Consider the following 24,515-nt stretch of genomic DNA (forward strand, 5'->3'; position numbering starts at 1 on the left):
GGCCGATCGATCACTGCAGGTCAGGAACCGCTGGTCTTGCGCGGAGCCGCCTTCTTGGCAGGGGTCTTCTTCGCCGGGGTCTTGGCGGCGGTCTTGGCCGGAGCCTTGGCGGCGGGCGTCTTGGCAACCGTCTTGGCCGGGGCCTTCGCCGGAGCCTTGGCGGGAGTCTTCTTGGCCGGAGCCTTGGCCGGGGTGACCTCGACCGGCTCGACCGGGGTGGCCACCGACTGGACCTTCTCCGCAGCCTTGTCGGCCGCTTCGCGGACCTCGCCGCGGGCCGACTCGACCCGTCCGGCGGTCTCGGAGCCCGTCTCTTCGGCACGCTCACCGAGCTCGACGACGCGCTCGGCGGCCTTGTCGCCGGCGTCGGACACGGCCTCGCTCACCTCGTCGCTCGTCTCGGAGATGCGGCCGGCCGCGCGACCCGCGAGCTTGGCGGCCTGCTCGCCGACCTCGCGGGTCCGGCGGGCCACCGTCCCGAGGGCTTCCTCGGTGAGGTCGGCGGCGTCGCCGAGCACGGCTTCGGCGCGACCGAGGCCGTCCTCGAGGGCCGGCTGGGAGCGCAGACGCTCGATGGTCTCCTCACCGCGCTCGGCGAGTGCGGTGTAGAGGTCGGAGGCGACCTTCAGGTACGCCTCGGCGACCTTGCGCAGCTCCTCGGTGCTGAAGCGCTCGCGCAGCTCCGCGATCTCCTCGGGCAGCTCGGCCGGGAGTTCGGCGAGACGCTCGCGGAGGGACTCGACGGTCTCGGTGAGATCGGCGGGCAGGGTTGCGAAGCGGTCGCGGGCGGTCTCGACTCGCTCGGCCACCTCGGTGCGGTTGGTCTCCGCACGTCGGCGCGCCTGGGCCACGAGGTCGGCGACGGCCTGGACGACGGCGTCGCCGGCACCGACCGCGGCGTAGAGGGAGGTACGGATGTTGGTGGGATCGGTCATGGAGTTTTCTCCTCGTCGAAGTCTGTCGGATGGTCGGACCGGGCCTCGCCGGTGTTCTGCTGGTTCTCTCGGCAGAACGAGTCGTAGATGTCGAGCAGGACCTGCTTCTGCCGCTCGGTGAGAACGGTGTCGACGAGCACCGCGTCGCGCACGGCGCTCTCCGCTCGATGCTCGAGGATCCCCGCTCGCACGTAGAGAACCTCGGCCGAGAGCCGCAACCCCTTGGCGATCTGGGCGAGCACTTCCGCGGACGGCTTGCGCAGGCCCCGTTCGATCTGGCTCAGGTACGGGTTGCTGACACCGGCCAGTTGCGACAACTGGCGGAGCGACACCTGTGCAGCCTCGCGCTGCGACCGAATGAAGGCACCGATGTCCTGGGCGGCGTTGTTGACCACCCGAACGGCGATATCCCCCGGTCCGGCGCTGTCGTCCGGCGTGTCCGAGCCCTCGATCGGATCTGGTTCCGTGGACACACCGACCAGTCTACGGACAAGTGCTAGCTACAGCAAGCACCCTGCTAGCACGTGACCGTCGTCACGCGAACAGCAACTCCGAGACCGTGTAGATCGTCAACCCGGCGAGTGAGCCGACCACCGTGCCGTTGATGCGAATGAACTGCAGGTCGCGACCCACGGCGAGTTCGATCTTGCGGCTGGCCTCCTCGGCGTCCCAGCGCTCGACCGTCTCGCGGATGACGGAGGTGATCTCGTCGGCGTAGTTGGACGCGACGAAACGCACCGCGTCGAGCAACCAACCGTCGATCTTGGTGCGCAGCTCGGCGTCCTCACGCACCCGGATGCCGAACGCCATGACGTTCTCCGCGATCTTCGTGCGCAGGGTGCTGTTCGGGTCGTCCACCGAGTCGAGGATCATCCGCTTGGCCGTCCGCCAGGTCGCCGCGGCGAGCCCGGTGATCTCGTCGCGGCCCATGATCTCGGCCTTGACCTTCTCCGCCTTGGCGATGGTCACGGGATCGCTTTGCAGGTCGCGGGCGTAGTCGGCGAGGAACTTGTTGACCGCGAGCCGCACCTCGTGGTCGGGATTCGACCGCACCTTCCACGTGAACTCCACGAGTTCGCGGTGGATCTTCTCGCCGAGCAGCAGGTCGACGAACTTCGGCGACCACGACGGCGAGTCGCGGCTGATCACGCGGTCGATGGTCTCCTGGCTCCCGAGCGCCCACTGGTGCGCGCGTTCGGCGAGCATATCGACGAGCGGCAGGTGGCGGTTCTCGGCGAGGAGTTCGGTGAGGACACGCCCGATGGGCGGTCCCCATTCCGGTTCGGCGATCCGCTTGACGATGGTGTGGTCGATGATCTGCTGGATGTCGTCCTCGCGCAGGATTCCGACCACGCCGCGCAGGACCGTCGACGTCTCCTTGGCCACACGCTGGGCGTTCTCGGGTTCGGCGAGCCAGGTACCGACCCGCAGCGGGATCTGCGCCGACTCGACCTTGGCCGACACCACCTCGGGTGCGAGGAAGTTGTTGCCGACGAACGAGCTCAGGTTGGCGCCGAGCTGGTCCTTCTTCCGCTTGATGATCGCCGTGTGCGGGATGGGTATCCGTAGTGGGTGCCGGAACAGGGCGGTCACGGCGAACCAGTCGGCGAGCGCGCCGACCATGCCGGCCTCGGAAGCCGCGCGCACGTAACCCACCCATGCGCCGGCGCCGCGGGTTTCCTGCCAGCGGCAGAAGAGATAGATGATCGCGGCGGCGACGAGGAAGCCGGTCGCGACCGCCTTCATACGGCGGAGTTCTCGGCGTTTGATCTCGTCGTCGGTCGTCAGGAGCTGCACCCGATCGATTGTGCCGAAAGTCGGCACTCGGCGGACGGATCGCCCTCGAGTTCTGAAGGACGGGGGGCCGGATCGTAGACTGAGCCGACGATCGAAACCGAACGGATGTGCCACACAGTGTCCAGCAGACCGCAGACGACTTCGACCACGACCTCGAGCGAGGCCGCCCCGCCCGTGAAGCAGGACGGCCGCAAACGGCGCTGGCACGAGCACAAGATCGCCCGCCGGGAAGAGCTCGTGGACGGCACCATCAACGCGATCCGCTCCCGCGGCCACGAGATCGGCATGGACGAGATCGCCGCCGAGATCGGCGTGTCGAAGACGGTGCTCTACCGCTACTTCACCGACAAGAGCGACCTGACGACCGCGACGATGCTGCGGTACGTCGAGACGGTCCTCGCTCCCCGGATCTACGCGGCGGTCGCGGAGGATCTCGACGAGTACGAGCTCACCCGGGAGGCGATCACCGCCTACGTCGAGACCGTCGCCGACGATCCCGAGGTCTATCTGTACGTGATGAGCAACAGCGCGTCGGCGGGGCGCGACGTGGTGGCCGATTCGGAGCGGATGATCGCCGAGCTCGTCGCTACCGTCCTCGGTGAACGGCTGCGGCTGCTCGAGATGGATTCGGGTGGTGCCGTGCCGTGGGCGTACGGAATCGTCGGCGGCATCCAGCTCGCGACGCACTGGTGGATCTCGAACAAGTCGATGACCGCCGAGGACCTGATCGATTATCTGACGATGATGATCTGGGGCGGCATGAACGGCATCGCCGGAGTCGCCGGATCTCCGGTGCGCTTCAAGTCGCAACCGCATCCACTCCTGCCGGAGTCGTCGACCACTCCCTGATCGACATCTTTACTGTTACTCGAAGTTGCATGTATAGTGCGGACATGAGCGACCACGCCGACGACCTGCACGACGAGGACGATCCCGGCTACCGCGGTCCCGCCGAGGTCACCGTGGGCAACCGCACGGTCGCCGTCGACGTCGAGATCTCCGGACGGTTCGACCCCCTGCTCGGCCGGCACGTGTGGCGCGGCCGGCTCCGCAGGCTCGCCGAGACCCTCGGAGCAGACGCCTCGCCCGCCCCCGGCACCACCGTGACGATTACAGTGCCCGACGCCCCCGAGACCGCGACCGCCCGCATCTCGGAGGTCGACCTGTGGGGCAGCCACATGGTCGACGGCATCTCGCGACCGCCCTACCCTCTGCCAACCGAGACCGACGGTGTCGATCCCGCCTGATCACGACTGCGTGTGGCACACGCCCGATGACGCCTGCGTGTGACACGCTGGCGGGATGACGAAGGACGACGTCTTCCGGCCCGCATCGATCGTCGAAGCCCTCCGGGCGACGCCCGAGACCCGCGTCGCCGACATCGACACGAACGGCACCCCGGGATTCGACGGCGACAAGGCGCTCGGCGAACGTCTGTTCGCCGAACGTGGTGCCATCCTCTCCGATCTGCAGGAGATGCTGTTCGCCGAGGGGCGGACCGGCGGCACCCGCTCGGTGCTGCTGATCCTGCAGGGCATGGACACCGCCGGGAAGGGCGGCATGGTGCGTCACGTCGTCGGCCAAATCGACCCGCAGGGCGTCGACCATAAGGCCTTCGGGGTGCCGACGGAGGAGGAGAAGCGGCACCACTTCCTGTGGCGGATCGCGAAGGCCCTCCCCCGCAACGGTCAGCTCGGCGTCTTCGACCGGTCGCACTACGAGGATGTGCTGGTCGCGCGGGTGAGATCACTGGTGCCGGAGAATGTCTGGCGCGGACGCTACGACGAGATCAACCGGTTCGAGAGCGAAGTCGTCCGGGAGGGCACGACCATCGTGAAGGTCGCGATGTTCGTCTCGTTGGACGAGCAGAAGAAGCGCCTCGCCGAGCGCCTCGAGCGCCGCGACAAGCACTGGAAGTACGACCCGAGCGATGTCTCGGAGCGCGCCCTGTGGCCGCAGTACCAGCAGGCCTATCAGGACGTGCTGGATCGGACCAGCACCGACGAGGCGCCCTGGTACGTCGTACCGTGCGACCGCAAGTGGTACAGCCGCCTCGCGGTGACGGAACTGCTCATCGACGCGTTCGAACGTCTCGACCTCGATTGGCCGGAGCCGACTTTCGACATCGAAACGGAGAAGCGCCGACTCGCAGAGTCGTGATGTCACAGACTCGCAGAGTCGTGACGTCGTGTGAGTGATGCGAGTCGGCTTTCACCGACTCGCGTCAGGTATCACCCTCAGAACAGATGCGGGGTGTCGTAGTGCCGTCTGTGGTCTCGGCGCACGGTTCCGGCCATCATGCCGAATGCCGCGCCGAGTGCGACGACAGCGCCGAGCGCCGCGACGAGCGCCCAGCCCGAGAATCCGTACCCCGCGGCGACGATCGTCAGGGCGATCATCAGGATCGAGGCGAGTGCGAGCGCATAGGCGCTCCAGGCTACGAACAGATTGAGTTTCACGACCGGCCTCCTCGGACGAGGTGTGTCCCTCTCGATGCCGACGGTACCTGCACGTGACGCGCATCACAACCGACCGGTGGATTCCTTCAGCACCTCGTAGCGGAGGACGGCGAACTCGCCGCTCTGCCCGAGCTCGGTGAGGCGCATCTCCACGTGTAGCGGGAGCAACGGACGGCCGGAACCGATGGTCACCGGCGCGAAGGAGACGACGAGCTCGTCGAGCAGACCGCGCTCGGCGAACTGTCCGGCGAGATCACCGCCGCCCACCATCCACAGGTCGCGGCCGTTCGCGGCCTCGGCCATCTCGTCGTAGACCTGACGGACGTCCTTCTGCGTGAAGCGGATGTCGCCGGGTTCGTCGCCTGCCCGGGCGACGGGCAGGTCGTCGCGATGCGTGAACACCCAGCAGGGCAGGTCGTACTCCCACTTGTCCTCGCCTGCATGGTCGAGCACCCAGCGGTAGGTGGACGATCCCATGACGATGGCGCCGATACCGGCGATGAACTTCTCGTAGTCGAACGGCCCGCCGTCACCGGACTCCCGGGTGAGCAACCAGTCGAGCGAATGGTCCTCGGTGGCGAGGAAGCCGTCCAGTGTGCTTGCGGTGTAGTAGATCATCCGGGTCATGAGCTGCTCCTGTTCCAGTCGAGTGGATCTCCGTGATCGACGTCGAGCCCGACCGCCCGCATCATGTGCCGCGCGAGTTGACGGCGGTGTGCGGCGAAGGTGAGGACGTGGGCGACCACTCCCCCGAGGACGAAGCTCTCGGGAGGGTCGCACAGGGCGTCGATGAGCACGTCGCCCCAGGCGCCGCGGCGATGGATGTCGCGGATCGTCTCCACCCAGCGCGGAGCAACGTCCTCGAAACGATCTGTCAGAGAGTCGATCCCGTTGTCAGAATCCTCGGGGTGATCAGCGCCGGCCATCGAGGCCAACCACATCTCCTTGGCACGTACCAGGTTGCCGAGCACACGTGAGACGGATTCCTCGGGACCGTCCCATTCGAGGACCACCAGTCCGGGGAACCTGATCCGGTCGCGCTCGTCGTCGTCGAGCTCGGTGGCGCGCTCGAGGAGATAGCGGGTGTCCGCGAGGTCGTGCTGCACCATCTGCGCGAGGACCTCTGCGGCCGGGTAGTCGGGCGCGGTGGACCGCCTTCCGTCCTCCTCGACCCAGAGATTGGTGGGCGGATGGAAATGTACGCCGTTGGGGGCGGGCAACCAGTGATCGACGGGCGCGGGCGCCCAGTGGTCGACGGGTGCGGGCGCCCCGGGATCCCTACGGCCGGTGCCGAGCACCCGGGCGGCCTCGCTGGGCGGATATCCGTAGGCACGGACGAAGGCCCGGGCGAACCCTTCGACGCTGTCGTAGCCGGCGGCGAACGCCGCATCGGTGACCGAACTGCCGTGACGCAGTTGCCAGGCGGCACGCTCGAGCATCACCCGGCGCCGCAACGCCACCGGCGACTCGCCGGTGCCCACCGCGAAGGTGCGGCTGAAGTGCCACTGCGACGCGTAGGCGTGCTGCGCCATCCGTTCGAGGGTTGCGTTGTTCTCGTCGAGAACGGCGTCGAGCAGTTCCCGCAGTCGATCACGGCCGAAAGTCATGCGTTCAGTGTCGCGCGCAGACCCCGGCCGCCGCCCGACCGTTCTTGCTCTCTACCGGCTCACCCGGTCAGCCCGGCATGGTCTCGCCGCCGAGCGGGGCGAGTACCTCACCGCTGTAGTACGACGACATCGTCTCCGATGCGAAGAAGACGTAGGACGGGGCGATCTCGTCGGGCTGCGCGGCGCGGCCGAAAGGGGCCTGTTGCCCGAACTCGGAGACCTTCTCCGCGTCCATCGTCGCCGGGATCAACGGTGTCCACACCGGTCCGGGCGCCACGCAGTTCACGCGGATCTGCCTGTCCTGCAGTGCCTGCGCGAGCGAGTAGGTCAGGGCGATCACCGCGCCCTTGGTCGCCGAGTAGTCGATGAGCGTCTTGTTGCCGCGCAGACCGTTGACCGACGCGGTGTTGATGACGGAACCGCCCGGCGTCAGATGCGGCAGGGCCGCCTTCGTCACGTGGAAGAAGCTGTCGATGTTCACGGCGAAGGTGTGGCGCCACTGTTCCTCGCTCAACTCGGCGAAATCGTCGACGGGCTGCTGGGTGCCGGCATTGTTGACGAGGATGTCGAGGCCACCGAGTTGCTCGACCGTCTCGGCCACCACCGCCCGGCAGTGCTGCGCGTCGCCGAGGTCGCCCGCGATCACGTGGCATGTGCGGCCCTCGCGTCGCACCAGGTCGGCGGTGTGTTCGGCGTCGCGGTGTTCCTCGAGGTACGCGATCGCGACGTCGGCACCCTCCTTCGCGAAGGCGACGGCGACCGCCCGTCCGATGCCGGAGTCGCCGCCCGTGACGAGGGCCTTGCGGCCGGACAGCAACCCGCGGCCGACGTAACCGCGCATCTCGTCGGCGGGGCGCTCGGCCATCTCGTCGGTCTCACCGGGATAGTCGATGGTGTGTGGTTCTCGTTCGCGGTCCTCGCTCATGGCCGCCGGATACCCACAGGCTGCATCGATATTCACGCCGGTTTCCCCGGTCCGCACCGACCGACGAGTCGTTTCTGCACCGACCGACGAGTCGTTTCTGCACCGACCGACGGGTCGTTTCTGCACTGCTCCGAGAGGGTAACCCCGGCGTATGGCTCATGAGACCCGGATGTGCGACGTGCACGACGCTCCGCTTCCCACGCCCCGCGGACCCATCTCCGCCGAGATCGTCGAGCGACTCGGTGGCCCGGTGGACGATGCCGTGTGGGACGTCGCGACCGACGGCGCGGATGCCTACGGCGAGGACGTCCAACTCGCTCTGGCCGTTCTCTACGAGCTCCACTACCGCGGGTTCGCGGGCGTCGACCCGGCCTGGGAATGGGCACCGGGCCCGATCGGGGTCCGGGCGCGTCTCGAGCGCATCTTCCTCGATCGGCTGCGCGCCGACGTCCCGGCTTCCGACGATCCGCAGGGTGTCCTCGAGGACCTGTGCCGCGAGCCGGACGACTCGTGGGGTGTCTCCCACGAGCTCGCCGCGAACGGCACGTGGGAGATGATGCGCGAGTTCTTCGTCCATCGCTCGATCTACCACCTCAAGGAAGCGGACCCACACGCCCTCGCGATCCCTCGACTGTCCGGTCGCGCCAAAGCCGCGCTGGTCGCCGTCGAGTTCGACGAGTACGGCGGAGGTCGGGCCGAGCGCATGCACTCGCGGTTGTTCGCCGACCTGCTGCTCGCCGCCGGCCTGAAGGACGACTATCTGGGCTATCTCGACGTCGTTCCCGCGGTCACCCTTGCAACGGTGAACTTCATGTCGTTGTGCGGTCTGCACCGCGCATATACGCCGATGCTGGTCGGGATGTTCGCCGCGGCCGAGATCACCACCGCCCCCAGCGCCCGCCGCATGGTCGAGGCTCTCGAGCGTCTGGGCGCCGACGACGCGTGCGTCCTCTTCTACTCCGAGCACATCGAGGCCGACGCCGTCCACGAGCTCGTCCTGCGGCACGACGTGGTGGGTTACATGATCGAACAGGATCCAGCTCGGGCGCAGGACATCTCGTTCGGTGCGCAGGCCATCGAGTTCCTCGAGGGCCGGCTCGGAAGCCATCTGCTGGGCAGCTGGACCGCCGGTCACAGCTCGCTCCTCACGTCGGCGGAGGCACCGGCCTGACACTCGGGTACGAGACAGCGAGTGGAGCCCCGGGACAGTGCGTCCCGGGGCTCCACTCGTCGGTGCCGGGGTCCCGGCTCAGTCGATCAGGCCGGGTTCGTGTGTGGGGGTGCCACCGGACCCGCGGAGGCGGCGTCGACGGAGGTTGAGCGCGGACATCACCACGCCGACGACGATGAGCACGGCGGCAGCGATGGCTCCGACGATCACCCATCCCTCGAATCCGTCGCCCGCCGCGTAGAGGACGAGAGCGACGACAGCGATCCCCGCGAGGATGCAGGCGTATCCGACCCAGCCCGAAGCTCGGGACGCAGTGGTGGGAGCGTGAGCTCGATTCGATGGTTTCGTCATGGTGGTGGATACCGCATCCGGCCCTCCACGAAACCAGCCCTCCACGAACCCGCCCTCCACGGCCCAGCAGGGGACGACGGAGGGCGGCGGATGGTTCTGCGCAGGAGAGCGTTACGGCCGAGAGTGTTACGGCGGTATCCGCCGGCCGATGGGCCCACGTTCGACGAGCGCGGCGAGTCGTTCGCGCGCGCTGCGCGGAGAGAGGACGGGGCTGTCGGTGCCCGTCGCGCTGCGCATGCCGCGCACCGTCTCGGACCACACCTCGGGACCGTCGTACTTCGGCGACCATCCGAGTTCCTCGCGGGCCCTTCTGCAGTCGAGCATCGGGCAGGTGTAGGCGAGGTCGATCCATCCGCCCTGCACCGGTTGCAACCGTAGGCGCCAGGTCGCTTCGGCGAGCGCCGACAGACCCCATCGCGGCACCGGAATCGTCGGGCAGTCGAACGGAGCGGCGAAGTCCCGCGCTCCCACCGGGGTCGGTGCACCCAGGTTGAACGGACCGGGCACCCGTCGCTCGAGCGCTGCGACCAGCGCGTCCGCCACATCGTCGGAGTGCACGGCGGGAATCGTGAGCTTGTGATCGATCGGGATCAACGGCAGATGGTTCGTGATGCCGGCGGGCACGAACTCGGGCAGCACGTAGCGTTCGAGGCCCGAGCCGGAGACGAGCTGCCCGATGAATCCCGGGCGGAAACGGGTGAGGACGGGCACGTTCGTGCCGGACTCGAAGTCGTCGAGGAATGTCTCCGCCGCAACCTTGTCGACGCTGTAGACACAGGTGGGCACGCCTTCGCGGGCCCACGACTCGTCGACCTCCCGACGGTAGGCGCCCTCGGAGTACACGGCGGCGGAGGACATGTGGATCACGTGCGCGACACCGGCGTCGGCGGCGGCCGTCATGACGGCGCGGGTGCCGTCCACCGCCACCCGCCGGAGATAGTCGCGACGGTGCGAGGGCTGGAATCCCCAGGCCAGGTGCACAACGGCGTCGGCCTCCGCGAAGATCGGAGTCAGGACCCGGGCGGCGTCGGGAGCCCCGAGGTCCACGGCGCACCACTTGGCCGCCGCATACGGATCGCGCGCCGGGGGAATCCGGCGCGCGATCGCGACGATATCGAGTTGTGCGGGGTGAGCGGCCAGCCGGCGCAGGAGCGCCGTGCCGACATTTCCGCTCGCTCCGGTGACGACGATGCGTCGTGGCAGACCGGTTCGGGGTGTGGGAGCCATCGGCATCGTCGGTATCGTCCGGGTGTCCCGGTCAGCGGGCCGATTCCGCTGCGTCCTTCTCCGTCTGCGCATCCGCGTTCGGGAGAATACCGGCAGCGTTCTCGAGGTGGGCGCGGACGAACCACTGGAACTTCTCCAGCTGGCCGGTCTGGCCGATCAGGACGTCCTCGGTGATCGGGTCGAGCTTGCCGACCTCGTCGATCGCCTTGCGGTTGTCGGTGATGATGCCGTCGTAGACGAGGTCCAGCGCAGCGAGGTGCGCCTGCGCGGTGTCGCGGCCGACCGAGTAGTCGTCCCACGTGCGGTTCTTCTCGATGGCGCCCGGCGTGCCCTTGGGCGACGCACCGAGCGCGGCGATCCGCTCGGCGACCTCGTCCGCGTATCCGCGCACGAGCTCGACCTGCGGGTCGATCATCTCGTGGACGCCGATGAAGTTCGGACCGACGACGTTCCAGTGGATGTGCTTCAGCGTGAGGTGCAGGTCGTTGTAGGCACTCAGGCGCTCCTGGAGAATCTTCGCGGTGCGCGAGCCGTCGGCATCGCTCAGACCGGGAACCGTATAGCTCGAGTTCGACATATTCTTCCTCCGGAATGCTCTCGGGTGTGTCGGAAGGCGAATACCCGAGGCACGGTGGAATCCAAACATCCGGGCGCACCGGACGTCCCGTGACCTGCGTCGAATGAATTTGTCCGGATCAGGCGAGTCACAAACGTTTGGAAACGGACCAACCCGGTTATTCGATCGCCGGGCACCGAGGCTTCCAGGTTTCGGTCATGACATCTGAGGTGGCGACAATGATCATTCTGGGTCTGATTCTGTTGGTGGTGGGGTTCTTCACCGGTATCTCGATCCTCACCACACTCGGAGTGATACTTCTGGTGATCGGCGTGATCCTTGCGATCTTGGGCGCGACGGGCCGGGCGATCGGCGGACGCGCGCACTGGTACTGACCCCCTGTCGATCGTCCGCGCCGGAAGGAGACGTCCGGCACGAGGCAGAACTGCGGATCCCGGGTGCTCACGGCACCCGGGATTCGTCGTTTCCGGACCCTTACGACCCCGCCCCGATACGACAGGCCGACCGGCGGCCCGGGGTCCCGGAACGACGTCCGGGCCGGCCCCTGTGCAGGGACCGGCCCGGACCGGAAGGTCAGTTCGATGCCTAGGTGTCGGTGCGCGCCGCCGCCTTCGGCGTACGGAGTGCGCGATGGCTGGTGTCGCAGAGGGGGTACAGCGCGCTGCGGTGACACCGGCACACGGCCACCACGAAACGGTCCGAGACCGTCTCGGCGCCGTCGTCCTCGACGATCCGCACCGGGCCCTCGACGAGGGTGGGACCGCCCCTCACCTGCCGCACGACCCGTGCTTCGCACTCTCCGTCGGCGGTGAGCTGCGTGATCTTCGGTGCCTTGCTCACGTTCTCAACTCCTCGTGCGGGGGCGGTCGGCGCGGACGACGACCACCTCCTCGGTCAGTGCCCCGGGCTCCGCCAGCTGCGACGAGTACAGATAGTCCGTGCGGTTGCGAAGGACCGGTCCGAAGGGGATACGGCTGCGGGCGACGACGGATGCCTTGAGGTCCGCCTCGCGCAGCCGGGACAGTGTCGCCTCCACACCGGTGAACTCGGAGTGCACGATCAGCGCGAATCCGCCGGGCGTGAGCAGGGTGGGCAGGCTGTCGCACAACGGATCGAGCACGCAGCGTCCGTCGGCGCCGGCATCCCAGCGCGGGTCGCGGTTCTCCCCGTCGCACGGAACATACGGCGGATTCGACAAGACGATGTCGAACGGACCGTGGCGCAACGCCTCGTCCAGGCCTCCCTGCCGGGCACGGATCGGCAGCCGGCGCGACCACGCGTTGACGCGGGCGCTGAACACGGCTCGCGGGTTGATGTCGAAGGCCGTCACCGACGAAGCACCGAGCATGGCGGCGTTCACCGCCAGAAACCCTGTCCCGGTGCAGAAGTCGAGCACCTTCGCACCCTTCGTACCGCCTGCGTCCGCAAGCGCGCCTGCGAGCAGATACGAATCCTCTTGGGGGCGGTACACCCCCGGAAGACGCCATACCCGCGGCGAATCCGATCCGTCCAGCGCCAGGGAAGCTGTCACGTCACACCACCTCGGTATCTCGAGTTCGACGGCATCTCCACCACCCCGGGCCGAAAACCCGGATCCGTCCGTTCGCGGGCGGATACCCGCGCGACTTCCGTGTGAAACACGCCACCGTTCCGCGTGGGAGGCCCAGCAATCACGAGAACAGCACCCGGCGAGCGGCATTTCGCACGCGTCGGGTCACCGGAGCGGTGCGTTTGCCGTCCGCGAGTGCGGCGTGAGCGGCGTTCCAGCCACCCATGCCGTGGACTCCCCCGCCCGGATGCGCACCCGAGCTGGCGAGATACACCCCTTCGACCGGCGTCCGCGGTCCGCCGAAACCGGGAGTGGGCCGCAGGAACAACTGCTGGTGGACCTGCGCGGTTCCACCGTTGACGGCGCCGCCGACGAGATTTGCGTCGGCCGCTTCGAGGTCGCCGGGTCGCTGGACGTGCCGGCCGACCACGCGTGCACCGAAACCCGGTGCGTAGGCCTCGAGTTGCGCGTCGACGCGTTCGGCGAGGTGGTCGGCGGACGCGTCGTCGGTGATGCCCCGCGGCAGATGTGTGTAGGCCCAGCAGCTTTCGGTTCCCTCGGGCGACCGCGTCGTGTCGGTGGTGGTCATCTGCCCGAAGAGGAGGAAGGGCGACTCGGGGACGACCCCGGTGGACAGATCGGCCGACCACCGGATCATCGCGTCCGTATCGGCACCGACGTGCACCGTGCCGGCCCCGCTCAACGAGGGCGAACGCCACGGCACGCGGCCGTCGAGCGCGTAGTTCACCTTCACGACCGGGGTGTCCCATTCGAACTTGCGCAGGTCGTCGAGTACCCGTGACCCGACGGCGTCGGCCGGGAGGAGCCGCGTGTACAGGGCCGGGGCCGAGGTATCGGCGAGGACGGCACGTCGCACCTTCACCCGCTCGCCACCGGCGATCCGGACTGCGGAGACCTTCCCGCCCTGCACCTCCACGCCGACGACCGGCGAGTCGCACCGCAGCTGGGCACCCGCTGCGGCGCCGCGCCGGACCAGCGCGTCGGTGAGCGCTCCCGCGCCGCCGACCGGCGCGGGGAATCCGACGTCCTGCGCGAGCATCGTGAGCATGTAACCCATCACGCCGCTGCCGGGCGCCTCGGGCGGTGTGTCGGCATGCATGGCATTGCCCAGGAGCAGCAGCCGCGCCGCCGAACCGCCGAACAACTCCGACGACATCCGGGTGACGGGCAGCGCGAGCATGCGCGCGTAGCGCAGCAGATCTCCCGTCTTCATGGTGCGCAGCAGGTCCACGGAACCCCGGACGGGCGGGAACGGACCGAGGAGCAGTTCGAGAAGCGCGCCGCGTACCTGCTTCCACTGGTCGAACAGCGCCAGCCACGCTTCCCCGTCACCGACGTAGCGACGCTCGAGGTCGGCCGCCGTGTCGGTCGGATCCGGAGAGACGACGATCGCGTCCTCGTCGTCGGGGCCCAGCGGGTGACCGAAGGCCTTCGGGGAACGCGCCCAGCGGAGGCCGTGCGACGCGAGATCGAGGGCTTGGAAGGCCGGTGAGGCCACACCGAGCGGATAGAACGCGCTGAACAGATCGGCGCAGTATCCCGGGTGAAGTTCTGCGCTGCGCACCGCTCCACCGGGTTCGGGTTGTTCCTCCAGTACGAGGACGTCCCATCCGGCGTCGGCGAGCACCGCGGCGGCGGTCAGACCGTTGGGTCCGGCGCCGATGACGACCGCATCGACCGTCGCGTCGCTCATTCGGTGGCGCCTTCGGCGAGCAGCACCAGCCGTCTCAGGCATTCCTGGTTCCGTGGCAACACCATTTCCTCCTGTACGCGATCGGGGACGAGGGCGTACGGTCCTTCGACGACGTGTTCGGCCATCGTGATGCGGGTGCCGCCGTCGTGGGTGGGTTCGAGCGAGATCGCGATCTCGGCCTTGCCGAACAGCCAGGCACGTGCGCGCAGCACCAGTTGCCGTTCGGGCACCACCTCGCTGACCTCGGTGTGGTCGTCGAGCAGGAGAGGCCACAGACCCACCGAATGATGGATCCGGGTGTCCCGTTGCGGCCAGGCGGGGTCGACGGCCCGGATGCGCGACGCACCCACTACCCATGCCGCGTACCGCCAGCCGTCGGCGAGGATCTCCCATACACGCGCCGGTGCCACCGAAGTCTCGATCGTCGCGATCCTGGCCATGCCCGCTCCTCATCCTCTGGACGACAGCTCGCTTGCGGCAGACGCATACCCCGCTTCCGCAGGTGTCACACGACGCCGGGTGTCATCGCTGTTCGGAGGGGGTATCCGGGCGGGCATGGAAGCCGAGAACACCCCCTCCTCCAACCCGTACGCCTTCGTCTTCGCGCCGTCCCCGCTCCTCACGGTAACCCTCGAGAAGGCACCCGACGGAAGCACCGAACTGCACGTCCATCCTGGCGGGCAGGGATTCTGGATCGGCCGCATGGCGGCGACCCTGGGAATGGACGTGCACCTGTGCGGACCGTTCGGCGGCGAGTCCGGCACGATCCTCGTCGACATGATCAACCGCGAAGGCGTGACGGTGCATGCCGTGGAGACCGCATCACCCAACGGTTCCTACATCCACGACCGGCGCGAGGGCGAACGGAAGGAGATCGTGGAGATCGACCCGCCGGCACTCACCCGTCACGAGACCGACGATCTGTTCAGCGCGTCGCTGGCGTCCGCGATGTGCGCGAAGGTCGCGATGCTGGGCGGACCGCACAACGACGACGCCGTACCGAGCGAGGTGTACACGCGCCTGTGCGCCGATCTGGGAGCCCTCGGCATCCCGGTCGTCGCCGATCTGTCCGGCCCCACCCTCGGTGCGGCCCTCGAAGGCGGGGTGACCGTGCTGAAGGTGAGCCACGAGGATCTCATCGAGGACGGTCGCGCGAAGTCCGAGGATCTCGACGATCTCATCGAGGCCTTGCACCGTCTCCACGACGAAGGTGCCACCTCGGTGGTGATCTCCCGCGCCGGCGATCCGGCGATCGCACTGGACAACGGAACCATCTGGGAGGTGGAGGCACCCTCGGTGCAGACCGTGGACCACCACGGTGCCGGAGATTCGATGACCGCCGGCATCGCGTCGGCCTACGCCGCGGGCGCGAAGTTCGAGGACGCGCTGCGTCTCGGCGCCGCAGCAGGTGCGGTCAACGTCACGCGCCGCGGTCTGGCGACGGGGCATCGTGGCGCTGTGGAGAAGATGGCCGAGAAGGTGGAGGTCCGGAAGGTGAAGGGGAAGCGTTCATGAAAGCACTGATCGTCAACGACGACGGCATCGACAGTCCCGGTCTCGCCCTGCTCGCCCGCCTCGCCGTCGAGGCGGGATTCGACGTGCAGGTCGCGGCGCCCCATGTCGAGCGCAGCGGCGCCAGTGCATCCTTGACCGCTCTCCAGGACGAAGGAAAACTCCTGCTCAGCCGTCGCCCGCTCGACGACCTGCCCGAGGTGGAATCCTATGCGGTGGAAGCATCTCCGGCGTTGATCACCTTCCTCGCCTCGTACGGCGCGTTCGGGACGGCACCGGACATCGTGTTATCCGGAATCAACCTGGGCCCCAACACCGGTCACGCGATCCTGCATTCGGGCACGGTGGGTGCAGCCCTGACCGCGGCCACCCACGGTGCCCGCGCGGTCGCATTGTCCCTCAACGGGACAGCTCCGTCGCAGTGGGAGACCGCCGAGTTGGTGACCCGTCGCGCTCTCGAGTGGGCCGTCGAACACAGCCGTCCGGGCACGGTTCTCAACGTCAACATCCCCGACATGCCCGTCCACGAGTTACGCGGACTGCGCAGTGCTCCTCTGGCAGGATTCGGTGCCGTCCAGGCCGAGATCGGGGAGGTCGAGGACGACGGCGACATCTCCCGCGCCTTGCCGGTCACCTTCCGGGCGGTCGAACTCGACGAATCCCACGACAGCGACGCCGTTCTCGTGTGCCGGGGGTGGGCGACCGCGACCGTGCTGACGATGCCTTTCGAGGTGGCGGAAGCCGATCTCGGAACCTTGGAATTCGCCCACTCGGGTAGTTCGCAGCAGTAGGTGCTGTAGAAGGTTCCGGGACCGCTCGGTCACGAGTGCCGCGACCGAGCGGTCCCGACTCCAATTGATTCGGGCCGCTGCAGTTCTCAGAGCACTTCAGTTCTCAGAGCACTGCAGTTCTCAGAGCACTGCAGTGCTCAGGCGACTGCGGAATCGGAGACGTAGCGAGAGATCGGCGTGACGACGGACCGTTGCGCACGACCGGTCGTGTCCGTCACGGACTGCACGAACCGGCCGGCCTCGGCGAGCGCACGCCGGCTCTCGGGAACGCTGTCGGCGAAGACCGGGAAGGCGTGCACCTGGTGTCGCCACAGGTGCAGGTCGCAGCTGACCCCTGCCTCCCGCACGGCCCGCGCCATGGATTCTGCGTCGCTGCGCAGCAATTCGTCGTGACCGGCGTGGATCATCACCGGGGGTAGCACGCTGAGGTCGTTGTCGAGCGGGCACATCAGCGGTCCGGGCTCCCCGTCGACGGTCAGACGGGTATGGGTGCCCTCGATGTAGCGTACGAGCGACTGCACGGCCGATCCGGGGAACATGGGGCAGGCCGCCTGCATGTCGTGTTCGGCGCGACGATCGGAATCGAGGTCGACGAGGGGCGACAGCGCGACGATTCCGGCGGGGCGGGGCAGATCGGATTCCGCGATGGCCAGGGCCGTCATGAACGACAGGTATCCTCCGGCGGAGTCGCCTGCGACGACGATGTCCTCTCCCCGATAACCTTTCTCGCACAACCACTCGTAACCGCGTACCGCGTCGTCCACCGCGTGTGCGATGGGAGCGTTCGGCAGCATGCGGTAGTCGACGCTGAGCACCGCGCCGTCGGCGCGATCCGACAGGCTCACCGCCAGCGAACGATGAGTGTTCAATCCGCACATCAGGAACGCGCCACCGTGCAGGTACAGCACCGCGCGCTTGGTCGATCGTCCTTCCGCGCGGATCCACTCTGCACTGCACGCGCCCAGGTCGACGTCCACGTACTGGGCTCCGGAGGGCTTGGGGAGGAGGGACGCAGCGCCGTCGACGACCGACAGTGGCCACGCGAGGTCGGGCCGGGCCATCCATGCCCCGACGACCGGCTTCGCGAGTGCGCGTACCGCGCCCCGAACGACTCGGGAGCGCACGCTTCCACCTCGGTGGGTGCGGCTGACGCCCTCACCTCCACCGAAATCGTCGATCTCAGAAGACAGCACTGGAACCTCCCGTGGGCCACCCACGAAACCGGTTGATTTATTTCGCCTTACGCGACGTGGTACTGCGGTTTACCCACACCTGTCCGGCATCGAAACACCCGGTTCGGATCACGAACCGGAAACAACGATGCAAGAGGCTCCCGCAGCGCCCCGTTTACCGGTCCGGCCGGGGAGGTAACCAGCGCATATGCCTACCGAGACCACGGTGTCCCTCTGGCGGGATCGCGCCCCGCACATCGCGACGTACGACGACTGGACGGCCCGCCGGGAGCGCTACGACATCGTGGTCGTCGGCGCCGGGATCACGGGCACCGTGACGGCGCTGCTCCTCGCTGAGAGGGGACTGCGCGTTGCGGTGCTCGAAGCCCGGGACATCGGGGCGGTGACCACCGGGAACACCACCGGCAAGGTCAGCGTCCTGCAGGGCACACGCCTGTCGCAGATCGGCCGCAGACATTCCGGTGCGATCCGTCAGGGATATGTCGACGGCACCCTCGCGGCACAACGATGGGTGGTCGATTTCTGCACGCGGCACGGACTCGACTTCGACCGTGCGGACGCCTATACCTACGCGCAGGATCCGTCGAACGTGAGCATGATCGACGCGGAATACCACCACTGCCGCGCCGCCGGGTTACCGGCCGAGAGGGTCGGTGAGATCCCGCTGCCCTTCGGCGTGGCCGCGGCAGTCACGATTCCCGACCAGGTGCAGGTCGATCCCATGCCCATTCTGTTCACGGCGGTCGACCGGGCGCGTGCGTGCGGCGCCGAAGTGTTCGTCGGGCGGCGCGTGAAGACCGTGGACACCGAGGACACAGGATGCATCGTCCGCACCGACGACGGCAACATCCGTGCAGATCGCGTCGTACTTGCAACCGGCATCCCCATCCTGGACCGCGGTGCATTCTTCGCCAGGATGGAACCCGACCGCTCGTACTCCATCGCCGTCGAAGTGCCCGGTGGCCCGCCGGAAGGGATGTTCTTGTCCGCGGACAGTCCCACCCGGTCGCTCCGCACCGCCTCTGCGGCGGGAACGTCCTCGTCGGCGGATCGACTACTGCTCGTCGGCGGCAACGGACACGTCGTCGGCCGGCACGATTCGACCCGCTCCACATACGACGACCTGCTGCGATGGAGCCAACGGACCTTCCCCGGCGCCCACGAACTGTACCGGTGGTCGGCGCAGGACTACACGAACATGGACAGCCTCCCCGAGGTCGGGCCCGTCCTGCCCGGTGCCGACCGGATCTGGGTGGCGACCGGCTTCGGCAAGTGGGGCATGACCGGCGGGGTCGCGGCGGCGCACATCATCGCGTCCCGGTTCTCGGAGTCGCCGGATCCCGAGGTCGAGGCGTGGGCGCCCGCCATGGCGGCATGGCGCACCGAACTGGTGACCGGCATTCCCACCGCAGCCAAACTCAATACCACCGTCGCATTGCACATGGCCAAGGGCTGGTTGCAGGCCGCGACGTCCTCCGGATCAAAGCCGGAAGAAGGACAGGGACGGGTGGTACGCAGTTGCGGACGTCCCGTCGGCGTGTCCACGGTCGACGGCCGGACGCACCGCGTGAGCGCGGTCTGCCCGCACCTGGGCGGAATCCTGCGGTGGAACGACGCGGAGTCGTCGTGGGACTGCCCGCTGCACGGCTCACGATTCACTGCCGACGGCACTCTGCTGGAGGGGCCCGCGACCGGCAACCTTTCCCCCAGGTGACGCCGAGGGTGGAAAAAGGCGTGAGAGCCCGCGTTTCACACCATCCGAGCCGGGTAATTCCGACAGCAGCCGAGAAAGGACACACGAACATGAATTCCGCCGATGGGGCACGACTGTCCGGACTGACCATCGCAATTCTCGCGACGAACGGAGTCGAGGAGGTCGAGTTCGTCGAGCCGCGTAAAGCTCTCGAGGACGAGGGCGCCACCGTCCGACTCGTCTCGATCGAGCAGGGCGAGATCCAGGCAATGGAGAAGGACGTCAACGCCGCAGGAAAATACACCGTCGATCACCTCGTCTCGGAGGTCTCCCCCGGCGACTTCGACGGCCTGGTGCTTCCCGGTGGAACCACGAATCCCGATCAGCTGCGCCAGGACGACAAGGCCGTGTCGTTCGTGCGGGAGTTCGTCACCTCCGGGCGCCCGGTCGGCGTGATCTGCCACGGACCGTGGATGCTCGTCGAGGCCGACGTGGTGCGCGACCGCACCCTCACGTCGTATCCGAGCGTTCGTACCGACATCCGCAACGCCGGCGGAAACGTCGTCGATCAAGAGGTGGTCGTCGATCGCAATCTGGTCTCGAGCCGCAACCCCGGCGACCTGCCGGCATTCTGCAAGGCACTCATAGATCTCTTCGCGGCGAACCCCGCGAGCTGAATCGTTCGGGCCACGACGCAGGCCGATCCTCGTCACTTCACCGACCGCGACCACAAAGGTCCCGGTCCATCTCCGTCTGTTTTCCGAAAGGACCTCGACGATGCTCGAGCAGAGCCCCGTTTCCGGCGCCACCTTCTTCCCGCCCGCAGCCCTCCACCAGGGCGTGCGATTCAGTACCGCGGAGATCAAGAAGCGTATCGACGAAATGTTCGACAACCCGGCTGCTCCCCTGCCGAGCGAAAGCTGATTTTCCGGAGAACTGCTGGTCGAAGGCCCGCAGCGGTGCACGCAGTTTGCGGCCCCCTACCCGCCTTGATAACAAGAAGTAGTCGATTTCGAACATGTGGGATTGGTTCGCCGTAAGGCAGTTGCACGAAGGCGGGATTATGAACGAACCGAACTCCGACGATTTCGTCGTGGTCGCCAACCGTTTGCCGGTGGATCTCGAGACGCCGACCGACGGTGGCCCGCCGGTCTGGCGACGCAGCCCCGGTGGCCTGGTGACCGCGATGGAGACCGTCCTGAGGTCCAACAGTGGCGCCTGGGTCGGCTGGCCCGGCACTCCCGACGTGACGGTCGATCCCTTCGAGAAGGACGGGCTCTCGCTGTATCCGGTGGAGTTGTCCTCCCAGGAGGTCGAGGAGTACTACGAGGGTTTCTCGAACGACACTCTGTGGCCGCCCTACCACGACGCGCTCATCCCACCCACTTTCGATCGCCGGTGGTGGCGGACCTATCGCGCGGTCAATCAGCGATTCGCCGAGGCCGCGGCCCGTGCCGCTGCCCCCGGGGCGACAGTGTGGGTGCACGACTACCAGCTCCAGCTCGTTCCCCGGATGTTGCGTGAACTCCGGCCCGACGTCACGATCGGTTTCTTCCTCCACATCCCCTTCCCGCCCACCGAACTGTTCCTGCAGTTGCCGTGGCGGAAGGCGATCGTCGACGGTCTGCTCGGCGCCGATCTCGTCGGTTTCCATCTCCCCGGCGGGGCACAGAACTTCCTCTATCTCGCCAACCGGCTCTTCGGACTTCCGGCACCGCGCGGGACCTCGTCGGGCGGCACCATCGTTCTCGGCGACCGGCAGGTTCATGTCGGTGCCTACCCCATCTCCATCGACTCCGCGCAGCTCCGCGAACGTTCCCGCGACACCGCCGTTCAGGAGCGTGCCGCCGAGATCCGCAGGGACCTGGGCGATCCGGAGGTCATGCTGCTCGGCGTCGACCGGCTCGACTACACCAAGGGGATCGACGTACGTCTCGAGGCCCTGCACGAGCTGTTCGCCGAAGGCACCCTCGATCCCGAGAAGGTCGTGATGGTGCAATTGGCCACGCCGAGCCGCGAGCGTTTGACGGCGTACGCACAACTCCGCGACCAGGTGGAGCGCGAAGTGGGTCGGATCAACGGCGAGTTCGCCCGGCTCGGTTCCCCCGTCGTCCACTACCTCCATGCCTCGGTCGACCGCGACGAACTGCTCGCGATGTACACCGGTGCCGATGTCATGCTGGTCACTCCCCTGCGCGACGGCATGAACCTCGTCGCCAAGGAATACATCGCCTGCCACCCCGACGGCAGCGGTTCGTTGGTGCTCAGCGAATTCGCCGGGGCGGCAGCCGAACTCCGCCGCGCTCTTCTGGTCAACCCACACGATCTCGAAGGCGTCAAGCGCGCGATCGTGGAAGCGATAGAGGAGGACCCGGCCGAACGGAAGAAGCGCATGAAGACCATGCACGCGCACGTCATGGAGTACGACGTCGCCCGCTGGTCGCGCACCTTCCTCGAGGACCTGCGAGCCACCTCGGGTGCGCACGTCACCGCCTCCGGAAGCTAGGCGTGCGGGTCCTCTCCGACATCTGTCGGAAGAGGACCCGCACGCTCCGCACCTCGAACAGCGACAGACCCGAAGGAATGCGGACCTACCGGCTCGGCTGCGGCACCTCGCACTCGACCTGGGGATTGACGCCCGCGTAGTTGAGCGGCCCGGCCACCACCGTAACTGCCACCGTCGCGAGACTGCTGCAATTCTGGTCCGAGTCGCTGAAGTAGCCGCGCTGACCGGCCGCCACCGCACCGATGATCAACCAGATCAGGACCACGAGACTCACCAATCGCACGACCTCACCTCGATCCGTCTCATATGCCGGACCGTCCGGCCGGGTAGCAATACCCGAGGGGGAAACCGAACAAACGCACCGAGCACCCTGATCCGGCCCTAACGGACAAAACTCTCCAAGGTCGGATCGGGCGGGGATGAATCCGGGTCCGGCGGCGCCTGGCGCTCGCAGGAGACGGACGTCGAACTGCGGGCACTGGCCGAACGACTCGTACACGAGATCACGTCCTTGCCGGCCCTCGCCGAACAGCATCGGAGCCACTTCGACTACGTCTTCATGACCGTGCACCAGCGCGCCTGACGCCCGGCTCACCCCACCTCTCGTGGGGCGACCACCGCACATCCGGATTGGGCGACCTGGCCGGGGGTACTCGGAGAGCGAGTCACGCCGGCCGTTGCGCGCGTGCGCCGCCATCGCGCGTGCACCGTTCGGCCACGAGAGGGAGAGCCATGACCCAGGATGTGGAGAAACGCTGGAACGACCCCCGGACGGCCCGTAAGGCCACGATGTACGCGGGGGGCGTGATCGTCGCTGCGCTCGTGGTGATGGGCGTCGCCATTCTCTGGGGCACGAACTCCGGACAGGACTGCAGCGACGCCGCATTCGCGGTGTGCACCGATCCCGCCCGCCAGATCCTGGTCTTCGGACCCACACTCGTGCTCCTGCTCGGCGGACTCGGCGCACTGCTGACGGCCTACCGCACGTGGAAGCGCGGCGGTCGTTGGCCGATCTGGCAGGGTGCGGGATGGGTACTGCTGGTGCTGATGGTCGTCTACGCCACCATCTCCGCCCGCGCCATCATCTGATCCGGGACCGGTCGTCCCGGCCCGGTGCGGCCGGAGCCACCGACCCCACACGAACGAACAGGTGGGACAGCAGCGTATTTCGGTTCGTACCGGCGCGCCGTGACCGGTTTATCCCCCACCACACACGGGAATACCGCTGTGGTGAAGATCGCGATGGTTGCCGGACAAGTGAATCCCCTGCTCGGTCACGGCGCGCACGCAGATGCGCCGCCGCAAGGACTTCACGTCCACCTGGCCGAACTGTCGTCCGCCCTCGCCGGGGCCGGTCACGAGGTGGTGGTCTACACACGCCGCGAGGACCGCGACGACCCCGACCGGATCTCCACCCCCGGTGCATACGAGGTGGTGCAGGTACCGGCAGGACCACCGTCCCCGCTGCGTCCCGAAGAAACCGCCTCTGCGATGGGGGAATTCGGGAGCTTCCTGGATCGGGAGTGGCGCCGGCGGCCACCGGACATCACCCACGCCCACTACTGGCTGTCCGGACTGGCCACGCAGCTCGCCACCCGTTCGCTGGGCATCCCCACGGTTCAGACCTTCCACTCCCTCGGCACGGTCGAGCACCGGATCCGGGAGAAGACTGCGATGGACGCGTCCGCGCGTGACCGAATCCGCTTGGAGCGGCTCATCGCCCGGGGCGCGACACGCATGATCGCGACGAGTTCCGACGAGGTGTTCGAGCTGGCGCGCATGGGACTTCCCCGCACGCGGACCACGGTGGTGCCGAGCGGCGTGGACGCCGTGCACTACAGCACCGCTGCCGCTCCCGACACCACGAGGACCCGCAAGCATCGTCTGCTCGCAGCCGGCCCTCTCGAACTGGGCTCCGGATTCGACATCGCCATCGAAGCGCTGGCGGGCATTCCCGACACCGAACTCGTCATCGCCGCGCATCCCGCTCCCCCGTACTTGTCGCGCCGAGCAGACGAGCAGGAGAAGTCCCGTCTCGTGAAGCTCGCACGCGTACGCGGTGTGCAGGGACGCGTCCGGATCCGCCGCGATGTCGGGCGGGACGAGATGCCCGGTCTGCTCCTGTCCGCCGACGCCGTGGTCTCCACTCCCTGGCACGATCCGTCGGGGATGCTCGCCCTGCAGGCGATGTCGTGCGGTCGCCCGGTCATCGCAACTGCTTCCGGTGGATTGCTCGACACCGTGCTCGACGAGGCGACCGGCCTTCTCGTGCCCACCCGCTCCCCCGAGGCCGTCGCGGCAGCCGCGCGCCGGCTTCTCTCCGATGCGACGACACGCGCCACCTTCGGTATCGCCGGACGCGACCGCGTTCTCGCCCGGTACACCTGGGATCGCGTGGCGGAGGACACCCTTCGCGCCTACGAACGCTGCGTGCCGGTCCGGCGTACTGCACACCGGACCGCACGGACCGGCGTGCAGTAGCGCCCGTCGAACCTCTACAGGCGCCGG

At 67.8% G+C, this 24,515-nt stretch carries 29 protein-coding genes; 13 read left to right on the plus strand and 16 right to left on the minus strand.

The window, feature by feature from the left end; translation table 11 throughout:
* Positions 1–20: 20 nt before the first annotated feature.
* The 3 genes from BO226_RS14845 to BO226_RS14855 form a co-directional block, all read right to left on the minus strand.
* A complete protein-coding gene (locus BO226_RS14845) occupies positions 21–935 on the minus strand; it encodes a heparin-binding hemagglutinin (protein ID WP_071935549.1) in 915 nt (304 codons plus the stop codon).
* Positions 932–1,408 (minus strand): helix-turn-helix domain-containing protein, encoded by a 477-nt coding sequence (locus tag BO226_RS14850; RefSeq protein ID WP_071935550.1) that lies wholly within the window; start codon positions 1,406–1,408, stop codon positions 932–934. Before BO226_RS14850 ends, BO226_RS14845 begins: the two co-directional genes overlap by 4 nt.
* Positions 1,409–1,469: 61 nt before the next feature.
* Positions 1,470–2,681 (minus strand): DUF445 domain-containing protein, encoded by a 1,212-nt coding sequence (locus BO226_RS14855; protein WP_259443923.1) that lies wholly within the window; start codon positions 2,679–2,681, stop codon positions 1,470–1,472.
* Between the two features lie 156 nt (positions 2,682–2,837).
* Between BO226_RS14855 and BO226_RS14860 the strand changes: the two genes are divergently transcribed.
* From BO226_RS14860 to BO226_RS14870, 3 genes are read left to right on the plus strand one after another with little or no spacing between them, the layout of a single operon-like run.
* On the plus strand, positions 2,838–3,581 hold the full coding sequence (locus BO226_RS14860) for a TetR/AcrR family transcriptional regulator (RefSeq protein WP_024101752.1): 744 nt from the start codon (positions 2,838–2,840) through the stop codon (positions 3,579–3,581).
* 44 nt (positions 3,582–3,625) lie between these two features.
* Positions 3,626–3,979 (plus strand): DUF4873 domain-containing protein, encoded by a 354-nt coding sequence (locus BO226_RS14865; RefSeq protein WP_019291167.1) that lies wholly within the window; start codon positions 3,626–3,628, stop codon positions 3,977–3,979.
* A 55-nt stretch (positions 3,980–4,034) separates the two neighbouring features.
* Positions 4,035–4,892, plus strand: a complete 858-nt coding sequence (locus BO226_RS14870) for a polyphosphate kinase 2 family protein (RefSeq protein ID WP_019291166.1) — start codon at positions 4,035–4,037, stop codon at positions 4,890–4,892.
* Positions 4,893–4,969: 77 nt separating this feature from the next.
* Here BO226_RS14870 and BO226_RS14875 read toward each other — a convergent pair whose 3' ends face one another.
* The 4 genes from BO226_RS14875 to BO226_RS14890 all read right to left on the minus strand — a co-directional run bounded on the left by BO226_RS14875 (position 4,970) and on the right by BO226_RS14890 (position 7,723).
* On the minus strand, positions 4,970–5,191 hold the full coding sequence (locus tag BO226_RS14875; RefSeq protein WP_006552390.1) for a hypothetical protein: 222 nt from the start codon (positions 5,189–5,191) through the stop codon (positions 4,970–4,972).
* Positions 5,192–5,254: 63 nt separating this feature from the next.
* Positions 5,255–5,818, minus strand: a complete 564-nt coding sequence (locus tag BO226_RS14880; protein ID WP_024101753.1) for a dihydrofolate reductase family protein — start codon at positions 5,816–5,818, stop codon at positions 5,255–5,257.
* Complete coding sequence (locus tag BO226_RS14885) at positions 5,815–6,798, minus strand: helix-turn-helix transcriptional regulator (protein ID WP_071935551.1); 984 nt, start codon at positions 6,796–6,798, stop codon at positions 5,815–5,817. Before BO226_RS14885 ends, BO226_RS14880 begins: the two co-directional genes overlap by 4 nt.
* A 67-nt stretch (positions 6,799–6,865) precedes the next feature.
* Positions 6,866–7,723, minus strand: a complete 858-nt coding sequence (locus tag BO226_RS14890; RefSeq protein ID WP_019291163.1) for an SDR family oxidoreductase — start codon at positions 7,721–7,723, stop codon at positions 6,866–6,868.
* 151 nt (positions 7,724–7,874) lie between these two features.
* Here BO226_RS14890 and BO226_RS14895 point away from each other — a divergent pair, with 151 nt between their 5' ends.
* On the plus strand, positions 7,875–8,894 hold the full coding sequence (locus tag BO226_RS14895; RefSeq protein WP_083543641.1) for an iron-containing redox enzyme family protein: 1,020 nt from the start codon (positions 7,875–7,877) through the stop codon (positions 8,892–8,894).
* A gap of 78 nt (positions 8,895–8,972) precedes the next feature.
* On the opposite strand, the gene BO226_RS14900 is transcribed toward BO226_RS14895, so the two are convergent.
* The 3 genes from BO226_RS14900 to BO226_RS14910 form a co-directional block, all read right to left on the minus strand.
* Complete coding sequence (locus tag BO226_RS14900) at positions 8,973–9,245, minus strand: hypothetical protein (RefSeq protein ID WP_006552395.1); 273 nt, start codon at positions 9,243–9,245, stop codon at positions 8,973–8,975.
* A 126-nt stretch (positions 9,246–9,371) separates the two neighbouring features.
* Positions 9,372–10,478 (minus strand): NAD-dependent epimerase/dehydratase family protein, encoded by a 1,107-nt coding sequence (locus tag BO226_RS14905; RefSeq protein ID WP_071935552.1) that lies wholly within the window; start codon positions 10,476–10,478, stop codon positions 9,372–9,374.
* 25 nt (positions 10,479–10,503) lie between these two features.
* The gene (locus BO226_RS14910; RefSeq protein ID WP_006552397.1) at positions 10,504–11,049 is read right to left on the minus strand and encodes a Dps family protein; all 546 of its coding nucleotides are present in this window, start codon (positions 11,047–11,049) and stop codon (positions 10,504–10,506) included.
* Positions 11,050–11,267: 218 nt separating this feature from the next.
* On the opposite strand from BO226_RS14910, the gene BO226_RS27740 reads away from it, so the two are divergent.
* Positions 11,268–11,423: a DUF6131 family protein gene (locus tag BO226_RS27740; RefSeq protein WP_006552398.1), complete on the plus strand. Its 156-nt coding sequence runs from the start codon at positions 11,268–11,270 to the stop codon at positions 11,421–11,423.
* A gap of 211 nt (positions 11,424–11,634) precedes the next feature.
* Here BO226_RS27740 and BO226_RS14915 read toward each other — a convergent pair whose 3' ends face one another.
* From BO226_RS14915 to BO226_RS14930, 4 genes are all read right to left on the minus strand, one after another.
* The gene (locus BO226_RS14915; RefSeq protein WP_019291160.1) at positions 11,635–11,889 is read right to left on the minus strand and encodes a CDGSH iron-sulfur domain-containing protein; all 255 of its coding nucleotides are present in this window, start codon (positions 11,887–11,889) and stop codon (positions 11,635–11,637) included.
* Between the two features lie 4 nt (positions 11,890–11,893).
* Positions 11,894–12,520, minus strand: a complete 627-nt coding sequence (locus BO226_RS14920; RefSeq protein WP_019291159.1) for a HemK2/MTQ2 family protein methyltransferase — start codon at positions 12,518–12,520, stop codon at positions 11,894–11,896.
* A 199-nt stretch (positions 12,521–12,719) separates the two neighbouring features.
* Positions 12,720–14,312, minus strand: coding sequence for a phytoene desaturase family protein (locus BO226_RS14925; RefSeq protein ID WP_024101761.1), 1,593 nt, complete (start codon positions 14,310–14,312; stop codon positions 12,720–12,722).
* Positions 14,309–14,752 (minus strand): SRPBCC family protein, encoded by a 444-nt coding sequence (locus BO226_RS14930; RefSeq protein ID WP_006553563.1) that lies wholly within the window; start codon positions 14,750–14,752, stop codon positions 14,309–14,311. Before BO226_RS14930 ends, BO226_RS14925 begins: the two co-directional genes overlap by 4 nt.
* Before the next feature lie 115 nt (positions 14,753–14,867).
* Here BO226_RS14930 and BO226_RS14935 point away from each other — a divergent pair, with 115 nt between their 5' ends.
* Both BO226_RS14935 and surE read left to right on the plus strand, forming a co-directional pair.
* Complete coding sequence (locus tag BO226_RS14935; protein WP_071935553.1) at positions 14,868–15,827, plus strand: 1-phosphofructokinase family hexose kinase; 960 nt, start codon at positions 14,868–14,870, stop codon at positions 15,825–15,827.
* A complete protein-coding gene (gene surE / locus BO226_RS14940) occupies positions 15,824–16,615 on the plus strand; it encodes a 5'/3'-nucleotidase SurE (RefSeq protein WP_006553565.1) in 792 nt (263 codons plus the stop codon). The genes BO226_RS14935 and surE overlap by 4 nt, the downstream gene beginning before the upstream one ends.
* A 137-nt stretch (positions 16,616–16,752) precedes the next feature.
* Here surE and BO226_RS14945 read toward each other — a convergent pair whose 3' ends face one another.
* Positions 16,753–17,808 (minus strand): alpha/beta hydrolase, encoded by a 1,056-nt coding sequence (locus BO226_RS14945; RefSeq protein WP_071935554.1) that lies wholly within the window; start codon positions 17,806–17,808, stop codon positions 16,753–16,755.
* Positions 17,809–17,995: 187 nt separating this feature from the next.
* On the opposite strand from BO226_RS14945, the gene BO226_RS14950 reads away from it, so the two are divergent.
* From BO226_RS14950 to BO226_RS14960, 4 genes are all read left to right on the plus strand, one after another.
* The gene (locus BO226_RS14950; protein ID WP_071935555.1) at positions 17,996–19,522 is read left to right on the plus strand and encodes an FAD-dependent oxidoreductase; all 1,527 of its coding nucleotides are present in this window, start codon (positions 17,996–17,998) and stop codon (positions 19,520–19,522) included.
* A gap of 89 nt (positions 19,523–19,611) precedes the next feature.
* Positions 19,612–20,178: a type 1 glutamine amidotransferase domain-containing protein gene (locus tag BO226_RS14955; protein ID WP_006553568.1), complete on the plus strand. Its 567-nt coding sequence runs from the start codon at positions 19,612–19,614 to the stop codon at positions 20,176–20,178.
* A 100-nt stretch (positions 20,179–20,278) separates the two neighbouring features.
* A complete protein-coding gene (locus BO226_RS27745) occupies positions 20,279–20,425 on the plus strand; it encodes a hypothetical protein (RefSeq protein ID WP_019291152.1) in 147 nt (48 codons plus the stop codon).
* 139 nt (positions 20,426–20,564) lie between these two features.
* Positions 20,565–22,007 (plus strand): alpha,alpha-trehalose-phosphate synthase (UDP-forming), encoded by a 1,443-nt coding sequence (locus BO226_RS14960; RefSeq protein WP_071935556.1) that lies wholly within the window; start codon positions 20,565–20,567, stop codon positions 22,005–22,007.
* An 85-nt stretch (positions 22,008–22,092) separates the two neighbouring features.
* Here BO226_RS14960 and BO226_RS14965 read toward each other — a convergent pair whose 3' ends face one another.
* On the minus strand, positions 22,093–22,290 hold the full coding sequence (locus BO226_RS14965) for a hypothetical protein (RefSeq protein ID WP_071935557.1): 198 nt from the start codon (positions 22,288–22,290) through the stop codon (positions 22,093–22,095).
* Positions 22,291–22,739: 449 nt separating this feature from the next.
* Here BO226_RS14965 and BO226_RS14970 point away from each other — a divergent pair, with 449 nt between their 5' ends.
* Both BO226_RS14970 and BO226_RS14975 read left to right on the plus strand, forming a co-directional pair.
* Complete coding sequence (locus BO226_RS14970; RefSeq protein ID WP_019291150.1) at positions 22,740–23,096, plus strand: hypothetical protein; 357 nt, start codon at positions 22,740–22,742, stop codon at positions 23,094–23,096.
* A 153-nt stretch (positions 23,097–23,249) separates the two neighbouring features.
* Positions 23,250–24,488 carry a glycosyltransferase gene (locus BO226_RS14975; protein WP_071936457.1) on the plus strand — a complete coding sequence of 413 codons (1,239 nt, stop codon included), beginning with the start codon at positions 23,250–23,252 and terminating at the stop codon, positions 24,486–24,488.
* Positions 24,489–24,515: the final 27 nt, after the last annotated feature.

The organism is Rhodococcus sp. 2G (assembly GCF_001886355.1).
In the GTDB taxonomy this organism is placed as follows: Bacteria; Actinomycetota; Actinomycetes; order Mycobacteriales; family Mycobacteriaceae; genus Rhodococcus; species Rhodococcus pyridinivorans.